At 60.7% G+C, this 15,734-nt stretch carries 6 protein-coding genes and 2 pseudogenes; all 8 read right to left on the bottom strand.

Translation table 11 applies throughout. The features are described from left to right. Window positions 1-66 precede the first annotated feature (66 nt). On the bottom strand, window positions 67-6,096 hold the full coding sequence (locus AB1E33_RS16005; protein ID WP_372578277.1) for a hypothetical protein: 6,030 nt from the start codon (window positions 6,094-6,096) through the stop codon (window positions 67-69). After that, window positions 6,093-8,969 carry a phospholipase D-like domain-containing protein gene (locus AB1E33_RS16000; protein ID WP_372578276.1) on the bottom strand — a complete coding sequence of 959 codons (2,877 nt, stop codon included), beginning with the start codon at window positions 8,967-8,969 and terminating at the stop codon, window positions 6,093-6,095. The genes AB1E33_RS16005 and AB1E33_RS16000 overlap by 4 nt, the downstream gene beginning before the upstream one ends. Beyond that, window positions 8,969-12,493, bottom strand: a complete 3,525-nt coding sequence (locus AB1E33_RS15995; RefSeq protein ID WP_372578275.1) for a hypothetical protein — start codon at window positions 12,491-12,493, stop codon at window positions 8,969-8,971. The genes AB1E33_RS16000 and AB1E33_RS15995 overlap by 1 nt, the downstream gene beginning before the upstream one ends. A gap of 311 nt (window positions 12,494-12,804) precedes the next feature. Then, window positions 12,805-12,934, bottom strand: a pseudogene (locus AB1E33_RS15990) (integrase core domain-containing protein); the annotation flags it as partial. Between the two features lie 345 nt (window positions 12,935-13,279). After that, a complete protein-coding gene (locus AB1E33_RS15985) occupies window positions 13,280-13,657 on the bottom strand; it encodes a hypothetical protein (RefSeq protein WP_372578274.1) in 378 nt (125 codons plus the stop codon). A gap of 230 nt (window positions 13,658-13,887) precedes the next feature. Beyond that, complete coding sequence (locus AB1E33_RS15980) at window positions 13,888-14,358, bottom strand: substrate-binding domain-containing protein (RefSeq protein ID WP_372578273.1); 471 nt, start codon at window positions 14,356-14,358, stop codon at window positions 13,888-13,890. Then, window positions 14,346-14,750 carry a LysR family transcriptional regulator gene (locus AB1E33_RS15975; protein WP_372578272.1) on the bottom strand — a complete coding sequence of 135 codons (405 nt, stop codon included), beginning with the start codon at window positions 14,748-14,750 and terminating at the stop codon, window positions 14,346-14,348. Before AB1E33_RS15975 ends, AB1E33_RS15980 begins: the two co-directional genes overlap by 13 nt. A gap of 715 nt (window positions 14,751-15,465) precedes the next feature. After that, window positions 15,466-15,603, bottom strand: a pseudogene (locus AB1E33_RS15970) (transposase domain-containing protein); the annotation flags it as partial. Window positions 15,604-15,734 lie beyond the last annotated feature (131 nt).

The raw sequence follows: 15,734 nt of genomic DNA, 5'->3' as shown, positions 1-15,734 counted from the left end.
GTGACTCCCCGACGGGATTTGTGCAACAAAGCCGGCTTGATCATGATTATGCGGGGTCCAGCAACCTCAGGTGATGGAGAATTCCACCTCCGCGTCGGCGACATAGGAGTTGCCGGGACCCACGGGATCTGTGGTCGTGAACCAGCGCCTCTCAAAATTCAGGCGCAGGCGCCAGTTGCCGTTTGGCAGGGCGCCGGGCCTTGGGGGCAATAGAAGGATTTTCGTCTTTTCGGCGTTCTGGATCACCCGCAGCGCGGTTTCGTGCCATTCGACGCGCGAGCGCCCCAGCCAGTCGATGATCCGGCCCAAACGGTCAAAGCGAATCTGGGTGCCTATGAGCGACGCCCGCTCGCTTGACGAGAGCATGGGCGGCTTGAAACGTCTGGTTTTTCCGGTGAGCTCATCGGTTACTACAAGTGCTTTGCGCTCGAAGGTCAGAAGGAAAGTGCCCCGCTTGGACGCCGCCGGGGGCGCGAGTTGTAGGGGTTTGACCTTCTCAAAGAGTTTGCGGCTGAAAGCGCCGGGACGCCGGGCGGCGATGGTCGGAAGCGCGCGCCCGATGGAACGCCGCCGGAAAGCCCCAAATCCCGGAATGCGGAACCGGCGCGGTGGCTCGATCACCGGCGGACGGAATAGCGACGGACGGTCAAAGATCAAGGAAATCGCGTCGCGCAAGCGGCGCCCTAGATCAAAGTCGATAGGCGTGCGGATCACTACGCGGCGTTCGAGCGTCAGGGAAATCTCTTCCACGAAATCCATTGGCTCGGGCGACTCCAGCAGGATCCAGCGATCCGAACCGTTTGTCGCGATGTCCATGTGCAGGCGGTCCGTCGTTTCGCGCAAGGGCTGGGCAAGCCCGGCGGCGGCGGCGTTGAATACGCGTTCACGCTCTGCGTCGTCCGTGTCCAACGTCATGGCCGCGTCGATCTCGCCCGATAGGCGTGGCATCAACACAGAGAGGCTTTCGGCGCCTGAACCGATGGCGATGGCGCCCGCGCCGGTCATCGATCCGATGTGATCCTCAAAGGTCTCATAGGCGCTGGTGCGGAAATCGAAGCCGACCATTTCGATGCCGCGCACGGACAGCGCCCGCAAGGCGGCATCGCGCGCGCCGATCTCGCAAAGGCCACCAGAGCGGTCGCCGCGATCAAGGCTCAGCGACTCTCCGCCCGCGCGCGCACGGATCCGGTCCGCGAAGGTATCGATCTGCAGCGTCAGGGATTCGGCGAGGTTCGAAAGCGCGACAGTTCCAAGCGCCGCGCCGCCGTCGGCGGGCCGGGCTTCCAGCGTGCCGCTGTTTCCAGCACCGCGTGAAAGGAAGAAGCGCAGGCCCCCGCCCTCGTTCCCACTGTCGAGCAGCACGGCGGCGCTGATCTGATCACCGGTGTCGAGATCGGCGGTCAGTTCGAGGTGCAGATATTCCCAATCGGCTTCTCCGAACCTTCCCGTAGCTTCGCCGGTGGCCTCAAGGTTGCCCTCGGAGACCGCCCAAGTTCCGCTGGTGGCCAGAAATGCGCCAATGTCGGCCGTCTCAAAGGGGTTGCGGTCAACAAGCGGGCTGCCTTCAAGGCGCATCGAAGCACGATAGCCCGTGCGCGACTGCCAGAGCGGACGCCCACGTGCATCGAAAGGATCAACGCCAAGACGCGGGCGGGTTTCATTCCAGGGCTCTTCGGGCGTGCACGTCCCGGTCCCTGTCTCGCTCAGGTCACGCAGGCGCAGTTTCAGGTCGTCGGTCGTCAGTGCGAACACCGGCCCTTTCATCACCACGGCGAGGCGCAAGACATCGCTTGCGCGCCGATCCAGGAACCATTCGCGCCCTTCAAAACTGCTTTTGGCGGTCTGCTGGCCTGTGTTGGCCTCAAACGCGCTTGCGACGGTCATTGTGACCGGCAGGCGATAACCGAACTCATCCGATCCCGGCAGGCCCGGTCCTAAGACTTTCAGGTCCGAAGACAACACCAGATGGACACTTTCGCTGCGATACAAAAGCCCCCGCCCGCCTGCGCGTGCGTCCTTGACGTGGGGCTGCAATTCCATGCCCGGCTCAGGTGTTTCGTTCAGACCCGGCGGGCCTGAGGTCTGGAAGCGCACATGCTCGGTCACCGTTTTGTCTGCCCAGTCGGTTTCCGAATGGCGCACGCCGATCTGGGTGGTGATCGCAACCTCGTATTCGTGGCGCGGGAGGAGCGGTGTGACCTCCCCGTTGCCATCGCTGTCGTTGCGGTCGCAGCGGTCGGCATCTGCCTCGGCCTGGACGTGATCGTCCCAAGTGATGCATTCGATCCAATCCAGCACAAAGGCATGATGGATCAGAAGCATTTCAAGTTCGTCCTCCTGATCGTCGAAGTCGGGCGACAGATAGACCGAAAGACTGCGGAAAGGCTGACCCGGCGACAGACGCAGGGTGGAGAACCCGCCCCCGCCAGAGATCGAGTTTACCTGGAACGACACCGGATCGCCTTCGGCGTCCTGGACCAAGACCACCAAGGTCATTTTGCGCCCCTCAGAGGCGAAGTTGAGCGCCGCCTCAAACAGATCCTCTTCCGAGGTCAGTGAAATGACGGGAGATGTGCCAAGCGCGAAGCTTGCGACTTGGGGGCAATCGGCGCCCGGGTGGGTTGGCGCGATGACCGCATGCGCCCCGCCCCGAACACGGATCGGCGCCGGTCCGTCGCGCTCGACCCACTCCATGGCTCGCGCCACGCCAAGGGGCTTAGCACCAAGACGTTCTTCGCAAAAATCGAAGCGCGCGACATCGGGTTCGGCGCGCACACAGCAGGGGAAGGCGGGGTTTTCTTCCAGGATTTCGGCATCGGCTAGCGGGTTCGAATAACCGACCGTGAAGGGGGTAGAGCCGTTCAAAATCAATTTTTTGGGCGCCGTCTTTCCACCTGTCCGCGTGTCCAAATCCCAGGCCCAGCGGAACTTACGCGTATCCGCGGCAGAGGTGATTGTCTCAACGGTTTCCCAGGCCCCGCCTGTGATCGGGCGGCGACGCAACTCCAGCCTCGTCAGGTGGTAGCGCGACGTCAGCTTGACGTCGTCATCGCCAGTGCTTTGCTTGCCCAGATCAGGATCAATCTCTCCGATCCCCAAGCGATCCGCGACCATGGCGGAGAAGCGGATTTCCACCGTGCCATGAAGCGGTAACGGGGTCGACTCGCCTTGCCAGGCGGCGCCGCTGCTGGGAAGTTCGTCGTGGCTGAAAAGCGCTGGCGTCTCTGACCCGGCCAGACCGTCCAAGCGGTTCACTTCGGCCTTGGCAACGCCAAGTTCGGACGATCCGGAGGCCTCTAGAAGCGGGCTTGTCAGAACGCCGCGCGCGGCGGGCTCCAAGCTGCCTTCAACCACCTCGCAGGTGAACGAGACATCGGGCAGGAACCAAGGTGTTTCGATACGGAAGGTTGCGCGGAAGACGAAGAAGTCGGGCGTATGTGCAAGCCATTCGGCCAGAAGCGCCATGGAAATCCCAAAGCGCAGGAAGCCAAACAGCGTCAGGGCAAAGCCCGCCTCCAAAAGGATCCGCGCGACGAAATCCCCGGTACCCGAGGTCATCCAGCGCAGGATCGCCAGGAGCGACCCCCAACCTTCCAGCCGCACAACGCGAATGTCGCCCAGGATCTTCAGAGAGAAGATGAAGCCGACGCTGGTGTGTTCGCCATCAACCCACTCAAAACAGAAGGCAGCCCGGATCTTCAGCTCGAAGAGATCGGACAGTTTGATCTCGATCGTCGCGCCGAGCCAGGTGTCCTGCTTCTCGATCCGCCCGAACGCAACGATGCCGGGTTTGTTGCCGAAGGTGAGTTCACCGCCAAGCTTGATTTTCAATTCTTCCGGAAAGTTGTCGATCAGTTCCTTCAGGTCGATATCGACCTTGATCTGCAACACAAAGGCGTCGCGTTTGAAATCATACTCGAAGATTCCGAGCGCCAGAGGTTTCTTCGCCTTGAACAGGAAGAATTCGACCACGATAACAAGGCCCGCAGCCTCTTCGCTGTCAAAACCCAGCCCGAAGGCAACCAACTTGCAGTTGTCACCCACGCCCGGGAAGCCGATGCCAAAGCCCGCCCCAAAAGCCCAGGCGCCGCCTTCGGGTTTCCATTGGGTCAGGCCGCGGTTTTCGGCGACTTCTGTAGGCCGGGATTTCTTCAGCCAGGAATAATACTTCAACTCCCCGGCTTCGGTGTCCTCGGATTTCAGCTTGGGCGTCAGCGCGTCGGCATAAAGCGCCTCAATCTGTTGCAACTCCATCGGGCCCATGGGGATTGCGCCAAACAGCACCACCTGGAACAAAAGGAAGCTGATCGCGGGGTCATCGGGCGGAATCTGGTCGCCCCAATAGACGTCGCACGACAGTCCCCATTTGTTGCCGCCCGCATAGATGACGATCTTGCCGCCAAGCCCGTGCTCCTTGATCCGCGTACCGTCGGACAAAAGTTCGTTGCGGAACATGCCGTGGACCGAGACCTCAACCACGTCTTCGACCTTCAACTCCGCCCCAAAGCCGTCCAACTTGAAGTCAGGCGCGTCCGGATTACCCGCAAGCGGTCCGCGTAGCCGTGTAAACCAGACCTTGCCCTCAAAGGGCGAGGTGTCCTGGCGGATCCCGCCCGAGATGCTGAAATAGGTCGCGCCGTGTTCTGCGACGAGTCCCATCTCATAGATCTCTAGCGCGAAGGGGCCGACGGTCAGCGAGGCATTGTTCTGGCTGACGATATCACCGGAGAATTCACCGCGATCCCAACCAATGTCGGTCAGAGCCAGTTCAAAGGGCAGCCCGTCCTCGGTTTCAACTTCGACGGGGCTGTCCTCGCTTTCCTCATCGGGCTTTTCGCGTATCAGGATATCACCCAGGACCTGAACGGCCTTGCCCGCGTCGGGTTCGTCTTTGGCCAGTTCCTGCAACGAAACCCCGGCACGCAAGCGCATCACATCCAACACGACTTTCCAAAGATCGAGGTGAATCAATGGGATATCCTCGGACCCTGCAGGCGGCAGCGGGCGCGCGACGCTCACGCGCAAAACATCCCCGTCTATCAGGCCGATTTCGAACTCCCACCTGCTGTCTTCGTCGCTGCCGAATGCCACTGACAGCCCCGCTTCAAGGCTAAGGCCCTCGATCATATCTTTGCCAAGCTCCGGTGTCTTGAAATAGAGCTGGTTGAAGAACAGGCTTGCGCTGTCGCCAAGCGGGATGTTGATCGGCGCGCCTTCGAACGTCAGGTGATCTTCAAGCGGTTCGTCATCGTTGACCACCCGGCGCAGACCAATCGTCCCGTGCCGTGGGATTGGCGGGACGAAGAGCGCGGGCAGAACCACGTCTTCCAGCACCAGTTCCGCGTCGGAATCAAATTTCAGCGCTTCCGCAAGGCTTGCCATCGGGCTGTCTTCGGCGTCCCAGTCGACTTCGATACCACCCAAGCCAAGCGCCCCTCCGGCAACGGGCGGGAAGTCGCCCGCGTCCAAGGGACGGACGAGCCAGTCGTGAATGTTGTAGGCCCGGCCCGGCGAGGCGATCAGCGTAAGGTCGTGGACCGCCTTCATCTGGATCCCCATCAATCGGCAGGGCCCGATCGATATTGGTAAATGCGCTTCTAGGCGCAACGCGCCTTCGGGTTCTATGATAAGTCGGAAGGTGCGTTTGATGACCGTCCGATCGGCGCTTTCAGAGAGCTCAATTTCATCGTCCGTCTCGCGTAAGTCCTCATCGGGGTGCGCACCCAAAAGGTCGGCGGGCACCAGCACCTCTAGCGGTAATTCGTCAATATGAAGCGAAAATTCTCCCGTCGAGCGCAGCGCGAAATGGAACGTCGAAGACCAATCAATGTCACCGGCAAACGCAAAGCGGAAGGTGGGGAAGATGCCGCTTACGAACTCGGTCGGTGCGGGCATGGTTTCCAGTTTCATCTCGCCGGTCAGCGTGATGGTCCCATCCGGGCCGATATCCGTCGCGGCATCGTGGATGCGCACCGCGTTGTCGATCTGGGCCAATGTGACCCCGATGTCCCCGCCTCCGTCCGGAGGCCATTCGGTGTTTATGAACTCGCGCGGCCATGCGCTGCCAAAGCTAAGGAACAGATCCGAAAACCTCATGGCGCCACCTCACTTGAGGGGTCGATGAAGCTGTCGAAGATCGCGTCGGATTGCGTGCCCGCAACCATCAGGCCCATCCCGGCAGCGAGCTTGCCGATGAACAGGAGCCCCGAAAGCGCCGAGGTAGAGGCGGTGAAATCGGCCTGCACGGCGAATTCATTGGCGTAGGGTTGCGCCGCGAAGGGGGCGAAGCGGTTGCCGGTCACAAACTTGCGGTCGAAGATCCCGAGGTTGCGCGAAGGTTCGGCGAAGGCGGCAGCGCCATAGTCTTCTGAGACGCCTGCCAACTCGCTCCAGAGGCGTGTCCGAAGGTCACGGATCCAGTTGTCGCCATGGGTAAGGTCTTCGCGCAGCGCAAAAATGTTGCACTCACCATCCGAATAGAACCCGCGTCGGTTCAGATTGGCCGAGCCAATCGAGGCGAAGCAATCGTCGATCAACATGATCTTGGAATGTACATAGATGCCGGGGAAAATGCCGGCAGTGGCGGGTGTGTGTTTCTTGTGCTCGGCCGCCTTCGACCCCTTCCCGTCGTCAAACAGGTTCGTCATACTGCCCCGGTCAACGCGCAGCCGCACGCTTTCGTCCGTGGCCGTTGCAGCCGCCTTGCCGGTCACCCGCATCGCTTCGTCGTTGATTACCAGCCAAAATGGCGCACCCGGCACCCGGTCTGGTGGGCCAACGGAGATTTCGGTGTCGGTGTCGCCGATATCCTCCATCACCCAAAGCCGCCCTTTGGCCGTCGAGCGGTTCGTTTGCGTGCGCGAAAACTGCCCACGCATCGTGCCGACCTTCAGCCGGTCGCCCCAGGCAGCCTCTAGGTCTGCGATGAAGTCCTGGCGCGGGGCGAAACCGAAGGGCTGGTCAGGCGTCTCGGGCACAATGATGATCAGAGGGCCCGAGACCCAGGCCGCGGCCTCGATCAACGCCGAGCGGTATTCAAGCGGCGGGGTCAGGTACTGGTCTTCGATGTAGATATAGCGCCGTGCCCGCCTGATGGCGGCCAGCGAGGTGTCAATGATCGTCCGCTCACCGGAGGTGGCATAGGGCAGCGCGCGCGAAGCATCCGTGGTCGAGGGGCCGAAATAGGTGCGCGCGACCTGCACGATGTCAGGCCCATCCGTCGGCAAGCCCGAAAGCGCGCCTGCTGCGTCGACCGCAAGGGTTGTTGCCGCCCGGGCTGCCCATCTTTCCGAGAATGTCGTCGCAAGTTCACCCGCCGCCAGCCCGTCCACACGCGCATGCACGTCGTGGTAGGGTGCCCGTTTGCCGTGATCCCGGTCATCCAGCCTGTTCGGATTGAGGTCGATCCCGCCGCAATAGGCATGCAGCCCCGCGTCATTGCGCAAAACGGCGATCTTCTGATGGAAGGCGTTGAAGCGTTTCTGCGCGCCATGGGTCAGGGACACGAACTCATTGGAGGACACGCAGGCCGGGTTATCGGGGCATTCTGCCGGATACGGGTCCAGATGCGCCTCACTATTTGCAAGCGCGGCGAGGGCATCGATCGCGCCGCGGTTGATCTCAAGTTTCTCAAGGAAATCGCTGACGCTGCCAGCACCGAAGAACAGGGCAACGGCCAGCGCCTGGGTGTGCCCCCAGAAGCTGACCTGATCCCAGGAATTTGAATCCTGTGCGAATGTCGCGATGCTGCCTCCGACGGCCAGAAGCAATGCAGCGATCCGCGCGCCAAGTTCGACGTCGTCAACAAATCCGGGTTCAAGCTGCAGGAATTGGAGCGCCAGAAACCGCGCCTCGGCCCCGCCATCGCCCAGCATCGTCGCGGCATCGATCAGCGAGCGATTGGGAACACCGAGGTCGGCCGAGACCAGATTGGCGGAATGATCGATGGCGTATCCGGCAAGGTAGAAGAATGGGTTCGGACTGCCTGCAGGCGTCGGAAAAGTCGTCGCGTGAAGCTCGGTGAAGAGGTGGTCGAAAAACTCCGGCCCGTTGATGAATGGCGTGATCCGGCAGCCGCGGTTGTAGCGCTGGAGCGCCGTAGACCCTTGCGGCGCGAACCAGTCGTGAAGCGCAGCGACATCGACATGGGCTTCGTCTGCCGCGACCGGTACTGCCGCTGACACGGCCGTGCCGCCGCGCGTGCGTGCGGTGATATCTTCGCTCGTCCCGGCAACGGTCAGGGTCGCCGCAGTGCCAAGGGACGATCGCGCAACCCCGGTGGCGGCCAACACGTCGCCGCGATGTGATAACTCAAGCGTGGCCGTCGCCGTTCCACCGGAATGGGTCAGCGTGACCTCTCGCCCGGTTGCAGGCATTCCGCCCGGCTCCAATAGGCGCAAAGGCGCCTCCAGCCCGTCCATCATCGTCACGAGGTTGGCGAAGCTCGTGTCACCGATTCCGGCGGCAATCTGCTTGGCGCGCAGGTCCCGCAGGACCGCAAGCGTGTCCATCCCCGGCGCCAGCGGGTAACTCGCCACGATCGAGACCCAGTTGACCATGTGCTGGGTCCCCGCAACCAGTTCGAAGTTCTGGGTGGCCCTGCGTCCCTCGGACGGGATATCCTCGGCAAGCGGTGCAGCGGGGCCGTTGAACTGCAGTGCGATCAAGGCATTACCATGGGTCAGAAGCGGCAGTAGCGTCGGGTGGCGCACCGGATCAGCAGCGCGTCCCCAGACTGTATGAAGCGGCCCATCCTGATGATGGTGCAAGGGCCCGGTGAAGGGATAGTCAAGTCCCGTCATCGCAGTGGCGGCTCCGTTGACAGCAAGGGGCTGCACCACCGGCTCGGTCGCGCCCGCTGCCCCACGTGACAGCGGCGGGAAAGCCATCTTGAGTTCATCAGGCAAGGACGCCATCACGCCCAGATCCCAGGTCCAACCCGCAGTTGACGTAAGGGGACTTACCAGCATCAGCTTGCCTCCACCGGGTAACCGCGGAAAGCATGAAGCGGTCCTACAAGGCGTGAGGGTACGCCATCGGCGCTAACCGCATAGGCCCAGACGTGGAAATGCGCCCGTTCTGGCACGGCGAAGCTCTGGCTGACGGTACCGTCTGATGCGGGCGTGACCTCGGTCGTGTCCAAAAGGACGCCCTGATCGTCGCGCACGAAGAACCGGTCGCTGACGTCAATGTCTGGGCGATTGCGGATCACCGACATCTCGGCCTTTGCGACAGTTGAACGCGTGTCGTTGCTGGTCACCAGGAAGGTCCGCGCGCGCCTATCGCGGACCAGAAGATCGACAGTGGCGGTGCCCCCGGTCAATCCCAGGCCCGTCAGCTCTGGCAGTAACGCGCGCGCGGCCTGCGGGATTCGCGTCACCAGTTCCAGCACTTGACCTTCTTGTGAGGCACGCCCGCCCGCATCCAGCGCGCGAAGCCGATAGACCCAGCGCCCGGTAGAGTTCGGCAGCTTGTCGCGCAGCTGGGTTGCGGGGTTCGCGTCCGCAACGATCTGGAAGGCATCGCCAATGTCTGTGAGCCGCGCCGCAGCGTGCGCGAGGAAGCGATCCGAGATCGCGCGTGCGTCCGCCTCAGCCCGAAGCGCCGCTTCATCGGCCGGTGACAGCGCCCAGGGGGTGGCCGTACCGCCCGCATCGAGAAGCGAAATGCCGCCGCCTGTCTCGATCGCGATCCGCGGCAACACTGCGCTTGCCTTGGCGCGCTCGATCCGCATAGAGGGTTCCGCCGCGGGGGCCGAGGCTGGCAAAAAGGCCGCGGGGGTGAAATCTAGATGAACCTGGTTGGCCCCTGCCCGATCCAGGGTCAGCGTCGTCACAGGCCCCAAATCCGCAATCGCAAACATTGGGCGCCCGCGATAGCGCGCAACGACCTCGCCCCCGGAGACCGGGCTTTCGTTTCCCGTCCGCGGGGCAGACTCGACTGCGGCCCGCCGGTCGGCCACGTAGAATTCACGGTCCGCAGCGGTGACCCCAAAACTGCGTATCTGACGGCGGATTCCGGGTGTGACTCTGATCCAGGCGGCAGGTAGCGCGACCTCGTAGCTTTCAGTGGCTTCGGCATCCGTCAGAGGAGCGCGGGGCACGACCTGAAGACGCGTGTCCCAGGCCTCTGGATCTTCGGTATCTCCGTCGGTGCGGATCAGGGTCATCAGGCTACCGACGGGGCTTCGGCCCGGATCCGCCACCGCGGCGTCCAGATCGAAGATCGCAGAGCTGCCGCCCCCATGCGCCGAGATCCTGTAGGCAATCCCCAGAATCACCGTGGTCCCGACAAAGGCGTTCGGCTCTATGGGCCGCGACAGATCGCAGACCAACCGCCATCCTCCGGTTGCCGAGGGGGTTGGTGCGGCCGTGATTGTTGCCGTAATCTCGGCCAGACGCCCCTCTGCCTCATAAATGCGAAATTCCTCGACCTGCGGGTCAAGCTCGCGCTGATCCGGGCCCCACCCCCATTTCAGCACCACAAGATCGCCCTCTGCATCGACCCGCGCGCGCTCGGCGGGTGTCAAGTCCGGGTCGGTGGTCTGCAACATCCGCACCTGCACACCGGAGGGTGTCACCAAGGCGTCCGGCCCGGTATCCGCCGCCGCGGCCGACGATGTCGGCGGGGCGATCGGGATCGGCGGTCGACTCCGCTTTTCCAGCCGCGCAGGCGCCGACACTGCCCGCGTTGAAGGCCGTCCGATCGCGTCGATGCTCGAAATCCCGTAAGTGACCTCGGTCCCAAGGGGAGGCGGAACGTCATCGAAGGCATCGATTGCCCGCACGTCGGCCCCCTCGGCCAGCCCGGTCGCGTTTGCGGGCGGATAGACATCCAAGACGTCTGTGCCGGGCAGAAGGACATCCGTGCGCGGATCGCCGTTGCGCGACGGCATATGCAAGCCACCTGTCGAGTTTGATGGCGCGAAGGGCTGACCGTCCCATTCACGCTCCAACTGATAGCCCGCGACCTCGCTTGGGGGCGCGGTCTCGGCGTCCTCGGGCCACCAAGGCATCGCAGAGGAATCCACGCGCAGGGGCGGCAACCAAGAGACCTCGAACCCGATGGTGTCATCGCGCTGCTGACGGCGCGCGTTGCGAAGCGCGCTGCCTAGGTTCAACGCCGCAACATCGCTCGGCGGGTCGGGCGGGGCAGTCGGTTGGAACCGGATGCCTCTGATAACTTCGGACACCTCGACGGGTTCCTTGGGGTCCAGACCTGGTGCAAGGGGTCGGGGCATGAATGCTGTAAAGAACCCGGACCCGCGTACACGGATTTGTTGCACTGGCGTCCCAAAATCAAAGACCGTGCGTCCGTTTAGCGGCTCCACCACCGTCGAGACCGTCGCAAGCGCCAGCATCCCCATCAGCTCCAGCGACCCGTCAGAGCGTCCATCCATCACGATCCGCTCGGTCGGCTCGGGCAGAAACAGCCAGAAACCATCCGACCGGATGCCCTTCCAAAGCGGGTTCGGCGGGCCCGCGGCTTCCTCAACCTCAACGATCGCGTTGGACTGGTTCCAAATCCAAAGATCGCCTAGCCGAAAGCTGCGCGGCAGAACCTGCCCGCGCGGGACTGTGTGAAAATCAAGCCGCACTTCATCGCGGTCCGCGCGCGGTACGTGACCTGAAAGGCGATAGTCGTAAGCGACACCGTCGATCAGACCAAGGGTGTCCAGAAACCCGAACCCTAAGGCCCGCCGCCAGGCTGGATCGATCGCTGTTGCCGCAAGCACAAACCCAAGCGGTGTCGTGTCCCAACCCGACTGATTTGCGTCCGGATCATGGGTCGTCATATGGAAAGACGGTACATCGAACGCCCGTCCATAGGCCGCATTGCCATAGCGCGAGACCTCGTTGTAATCGCCATCCAATCCATCCGGTGCCGCCCGGGCATGGGCCAGCGCCTTCTCAGCGTCCACATCGGGCGTGGCGGGGTTCACCATATGGAAGGGCACTTGAACGTCGCGGGCGATAACTTCAGCACCTTCCCAGCCAACGTGGCCGGTTTCAGCCCCGCAGATCTGGATCGGCGCGCCTGGATTCGGCGTCACGATCCAAAGGATCGCTATATTCGGCCCCTGCAGGCGGCAGCCGGAAGAAACAAAAGACCGTCCCTCAACCACCGTTCCATCAGCGCGCGCGGCGAATGCCGCGATGGCATCTGTGCTGCTTAGCAACAGATCGTGATGGCTCTGGCGAAGCTCGATGCGATAGCTCCACGGCGCGCTGCCTGGCGCATCTGGGTCGGTTGGCGTCGCCCAGATGCGTGCTTCGACTATATCGGTGAAACCCTGATTGCGCGCCCGATCGAAATCCCCGGGCGAGATCACAAAGCACTTGAAGCGTTCCTGGTCCTCAAAGACGCGGCGTTCGATCGTGAAACCGTTTAGCGCATAGCCCGTCGGATGGGGCGGCGTCCAAATCAGATGGATTCCGTCTTGGTGTCCGCCGTCCTGGCGGGATATCGCATAAAACCCCAACACCTGGTCCAATGACCCTTGCAATAACTTGGTCGTCTAAATGGGCCGCACCGAGCTCTCTCGTGTCAAACTGGGATAAAATGCCCCACACCACCAAAATCAGAGTACCACATGATTGCGTATTGCGCCACTGATACAACCCTTGCGCGCTGAATCCGGCCGGATCGCGCAAGCCGAATGCGAGAAAATCATTGCAAATAATCGATGATCTCCGCCGATGGTTCCGGGATCGATTAAGAAAACACTTTTTTGTTCTGACGAACTTTGGCGCGCATGAATTGGATGCGCTGAGCGGCCCTATCCGGCGGGGCCAAATTTGATTGTTAGTGCATTGTCTGCCCTGTTCCCATTGGGAAAATGGTTTTGTGGGGCTGGCGGGCGGTAGCCCAATCCACTGTGTGGTCTCTTGGTATTGTAGCGTTTCCTCCATTCTTCGATGATGATTTGGGCTTCTTGGCGAGTATGCGTCCAAAACGAACCTCTGTTCCACCCTTCTCCCATACGCTTTCGAAAATGGCTTGAAATCAAGACGTCCTGGCGGTCCTTGGACTCTACCCGCGCACCGTCTGTTTCTGCCGAAGGGGCAATGATCTCTACGATGAATTACTGCGCAGCATCACGCACCTTTGCGGCGACTGAAGATCAAATCCGATTGCGCCGGGTGAACCAGCAGGGCGCATCAGCACATTCAGCATGCCGGTCTTTGACAAAGGCAGCTACGACGGTGGCGCATTGATCAAAATCGATCAAAATTGAAAGTGGCGCCTTTGCAAAGCGTCGTAGATTAGGGTGCGCGATCTATTCAATCGCAGTCAGTGTTGTGAGAGTAGCGCTCGAGATCGCAATGTCCTGCGCCACCGCCCTGACCTGCAACTCCTGGCGTCCCCAGATCAAAAAAGACAAGTGGCGGTCCGGAACCAGCTGCTGTAGACACTGCGCCTGATGGCGAGCCTGCAGGCCGGTTCCCACAATCAGGGCCTGATCGTACCCTGCAATTGCAAGCGCCTGCGTCGCCAGCGCCCCGCCAATCCCGGTTCGGATATCCGTCAGCCACCCCTCGTCCCGCAGAATCGACAGCGGCGCGCGGTCCGCATGATGTCCTGAAGCGAGACGTAGCTGCTGGGCAAAGTCATGCCAAAGCCCCCGCGTCCGAAAAACTGCGCTTCTCGGCCGCATATCCGGTTGTTTCAGGGCAATCCAAGCTCACACCTTCCACTTCAGCGCCTCCGGGACATATTTTTCGAAAGAATGGCAGGTGTGAGGTCTAAAAAAATAGGCTATTTTTGAAGTGAACTTCGGTGCCGCAAAATTAAGAAGTCCAAGCTTGGAATTCCGCCAGTGTTTTAAGGAAAAGATCCACGCGCTTGTCACCGTGCCCCTTACTGTTGACCAGCTTGATTTCTGTGTCATATGCGTAAGTTTCCGGAAAAAAGAGACTTCAGTTCCCCGCGTTCGATCCAGGGTTTGCAGGCGTGCTGGGGCAGATACCCCAGGTACAACCCACTCAGCACCATTCCCAGAATGGCCTCCATCGTGGCGGCCTTTGCGGCGCTGGAAAACAGCCCCTGCGCCTGATGCATGTCCCGGTCGTCAAAACTTCGTTCCGAGTATTTCGCCTTGGCCACCGCTTGTTCGACTTCGCGTCCTTCCTGAAGATCAAAGGCAGGGTGCGCAGGGCCGCAGCAAAGAAGCTGTCTTTCAACATAGACAGTTTCGGCCTTGGGCGCAGCAGACAGTTGCCGAAAGGTACCGATGGCAATATTCAACTCGTTGTTGAGCAGTGGCCGCTCCAACTGGGGGGGCTCATGATGGTGACATTCAGCGAAATCTCGTGGGCCTGTTCCGCGAATTTCTGAATGACCCTTTAGATCGGGCAACGCAGGTTGGTAAGGATTGCATCATCCATTGCGACGCTGAATTGCCCGTGCATGTCACCGCTAAAAGCCTCGATCGACCTCGTGAAGGTTCCAATCGCGTGGCTAAGCGGACGGAGCTCTTCGTAAACAAGTTTACCGCCTTCCGTCAGCTGTAATCCTCCGCGGCCCCGTTCGCACAGACGAAAGCCCATCCGTGTTTCCAGGTTCGAAATTGCGGCACTGATCGCCGAAAGGCTCATATTCTGACCGTATTGCGCCGGGGAAAGCCCGCCTGCTTCCGCTACGTGGGCAAAGACCTGCAACAGCTTGAGATCTGCATCGTGGAGGCGCAACTGGACTGATGCCTGTCTTTCCGAATTATCCGGCTGCAAAGTTGGCTGATCTTTCTGCAACAGACATGTCCCTCAATTTGACCATGCAGGAATTGTACCGGCATGCGCCACCCGTTGAAACAACGCAAAGAACGCTCCAAACCGAATAGAAATGAATAGCGGAACAATGAGTACTTTTGCGTTACCGGCCGTGGGCGGCGGCTTCAAGGTGAACGACCTGAGCCAGGAACAACGAAGTTTTGAAGGTTTCAATGTGGGGTATACATCCAAGACGGACCTCCGCGACCAATAGAGATATCTACAGCGTTGATTTAAAATCATATTCCAAACCAAACTCATCAATACCCAACATTTTAGCCAACAATATGGAATTGATGCTGGAACCAAAGTAGGTATCTGCGCTCTGTTGCAGGAATCGGCGCAACTGCCACCTGTTCTGAGCCACTGCGCCAATGAGTGACTTTCAGTTTGCTCGGTGTTTCTTGTGCAGCGCTGTATGCCTCGCGCGCGCCCAACAAAGAACGGGCACGCCCTGATGCGTGCCCGACTCCTTTGGGGAAACAATTGAACCGACGTCTTACTGACGTAACCACTTAACAATTCCAACATAATGCAAAACACTGCTGGCCATCAGTGAAGTAGTTCACGGTCGGGCAATAAAACTGTGCCCCTACTCCCCGAGCCACCCCCAAGGTTCTGGGCCCATTAACTTAGGTTCCGCCATCTCGGTTGCGTGATTCAAGCCCCAGGGTTTCAGGGGTGTATCCCGAACAAACTATTCTGGCTGAGCGAAGCACCCGGGCATCAACACGTCCCGTCGAGTAATCTTGTGATCAGCAATTCGATCGATCACGTCGGTGAGCCATGCCTGAGAATTGACTGAGTTTGGCTTGGCGGTTTCGATCAACGTATGGCGCCGACTCCGGCTCGGGCGGTCAAGCGTGAGTTTCGAGACCAAATTGATGTATAGTGGTACGATGCGATCAACGTCCAAGCAGACGTTGGATTGTATTGGTGTTGCACAACAGAAGTCATCGCCTTGAC

This window comes from Ruegeria hyattellae (genome assembly GCF_041537925.1).
GTDB lineage: Bacteria > Pseudomonadota > Alphaproteobacteria > Rhodobacterales > Rhodobacteraceae > Ruegeria_C.
Note: the sequence above shows the minus strand (reverse complement) of the source record. Positions and strands in the feature narration are given on the sequence as shown.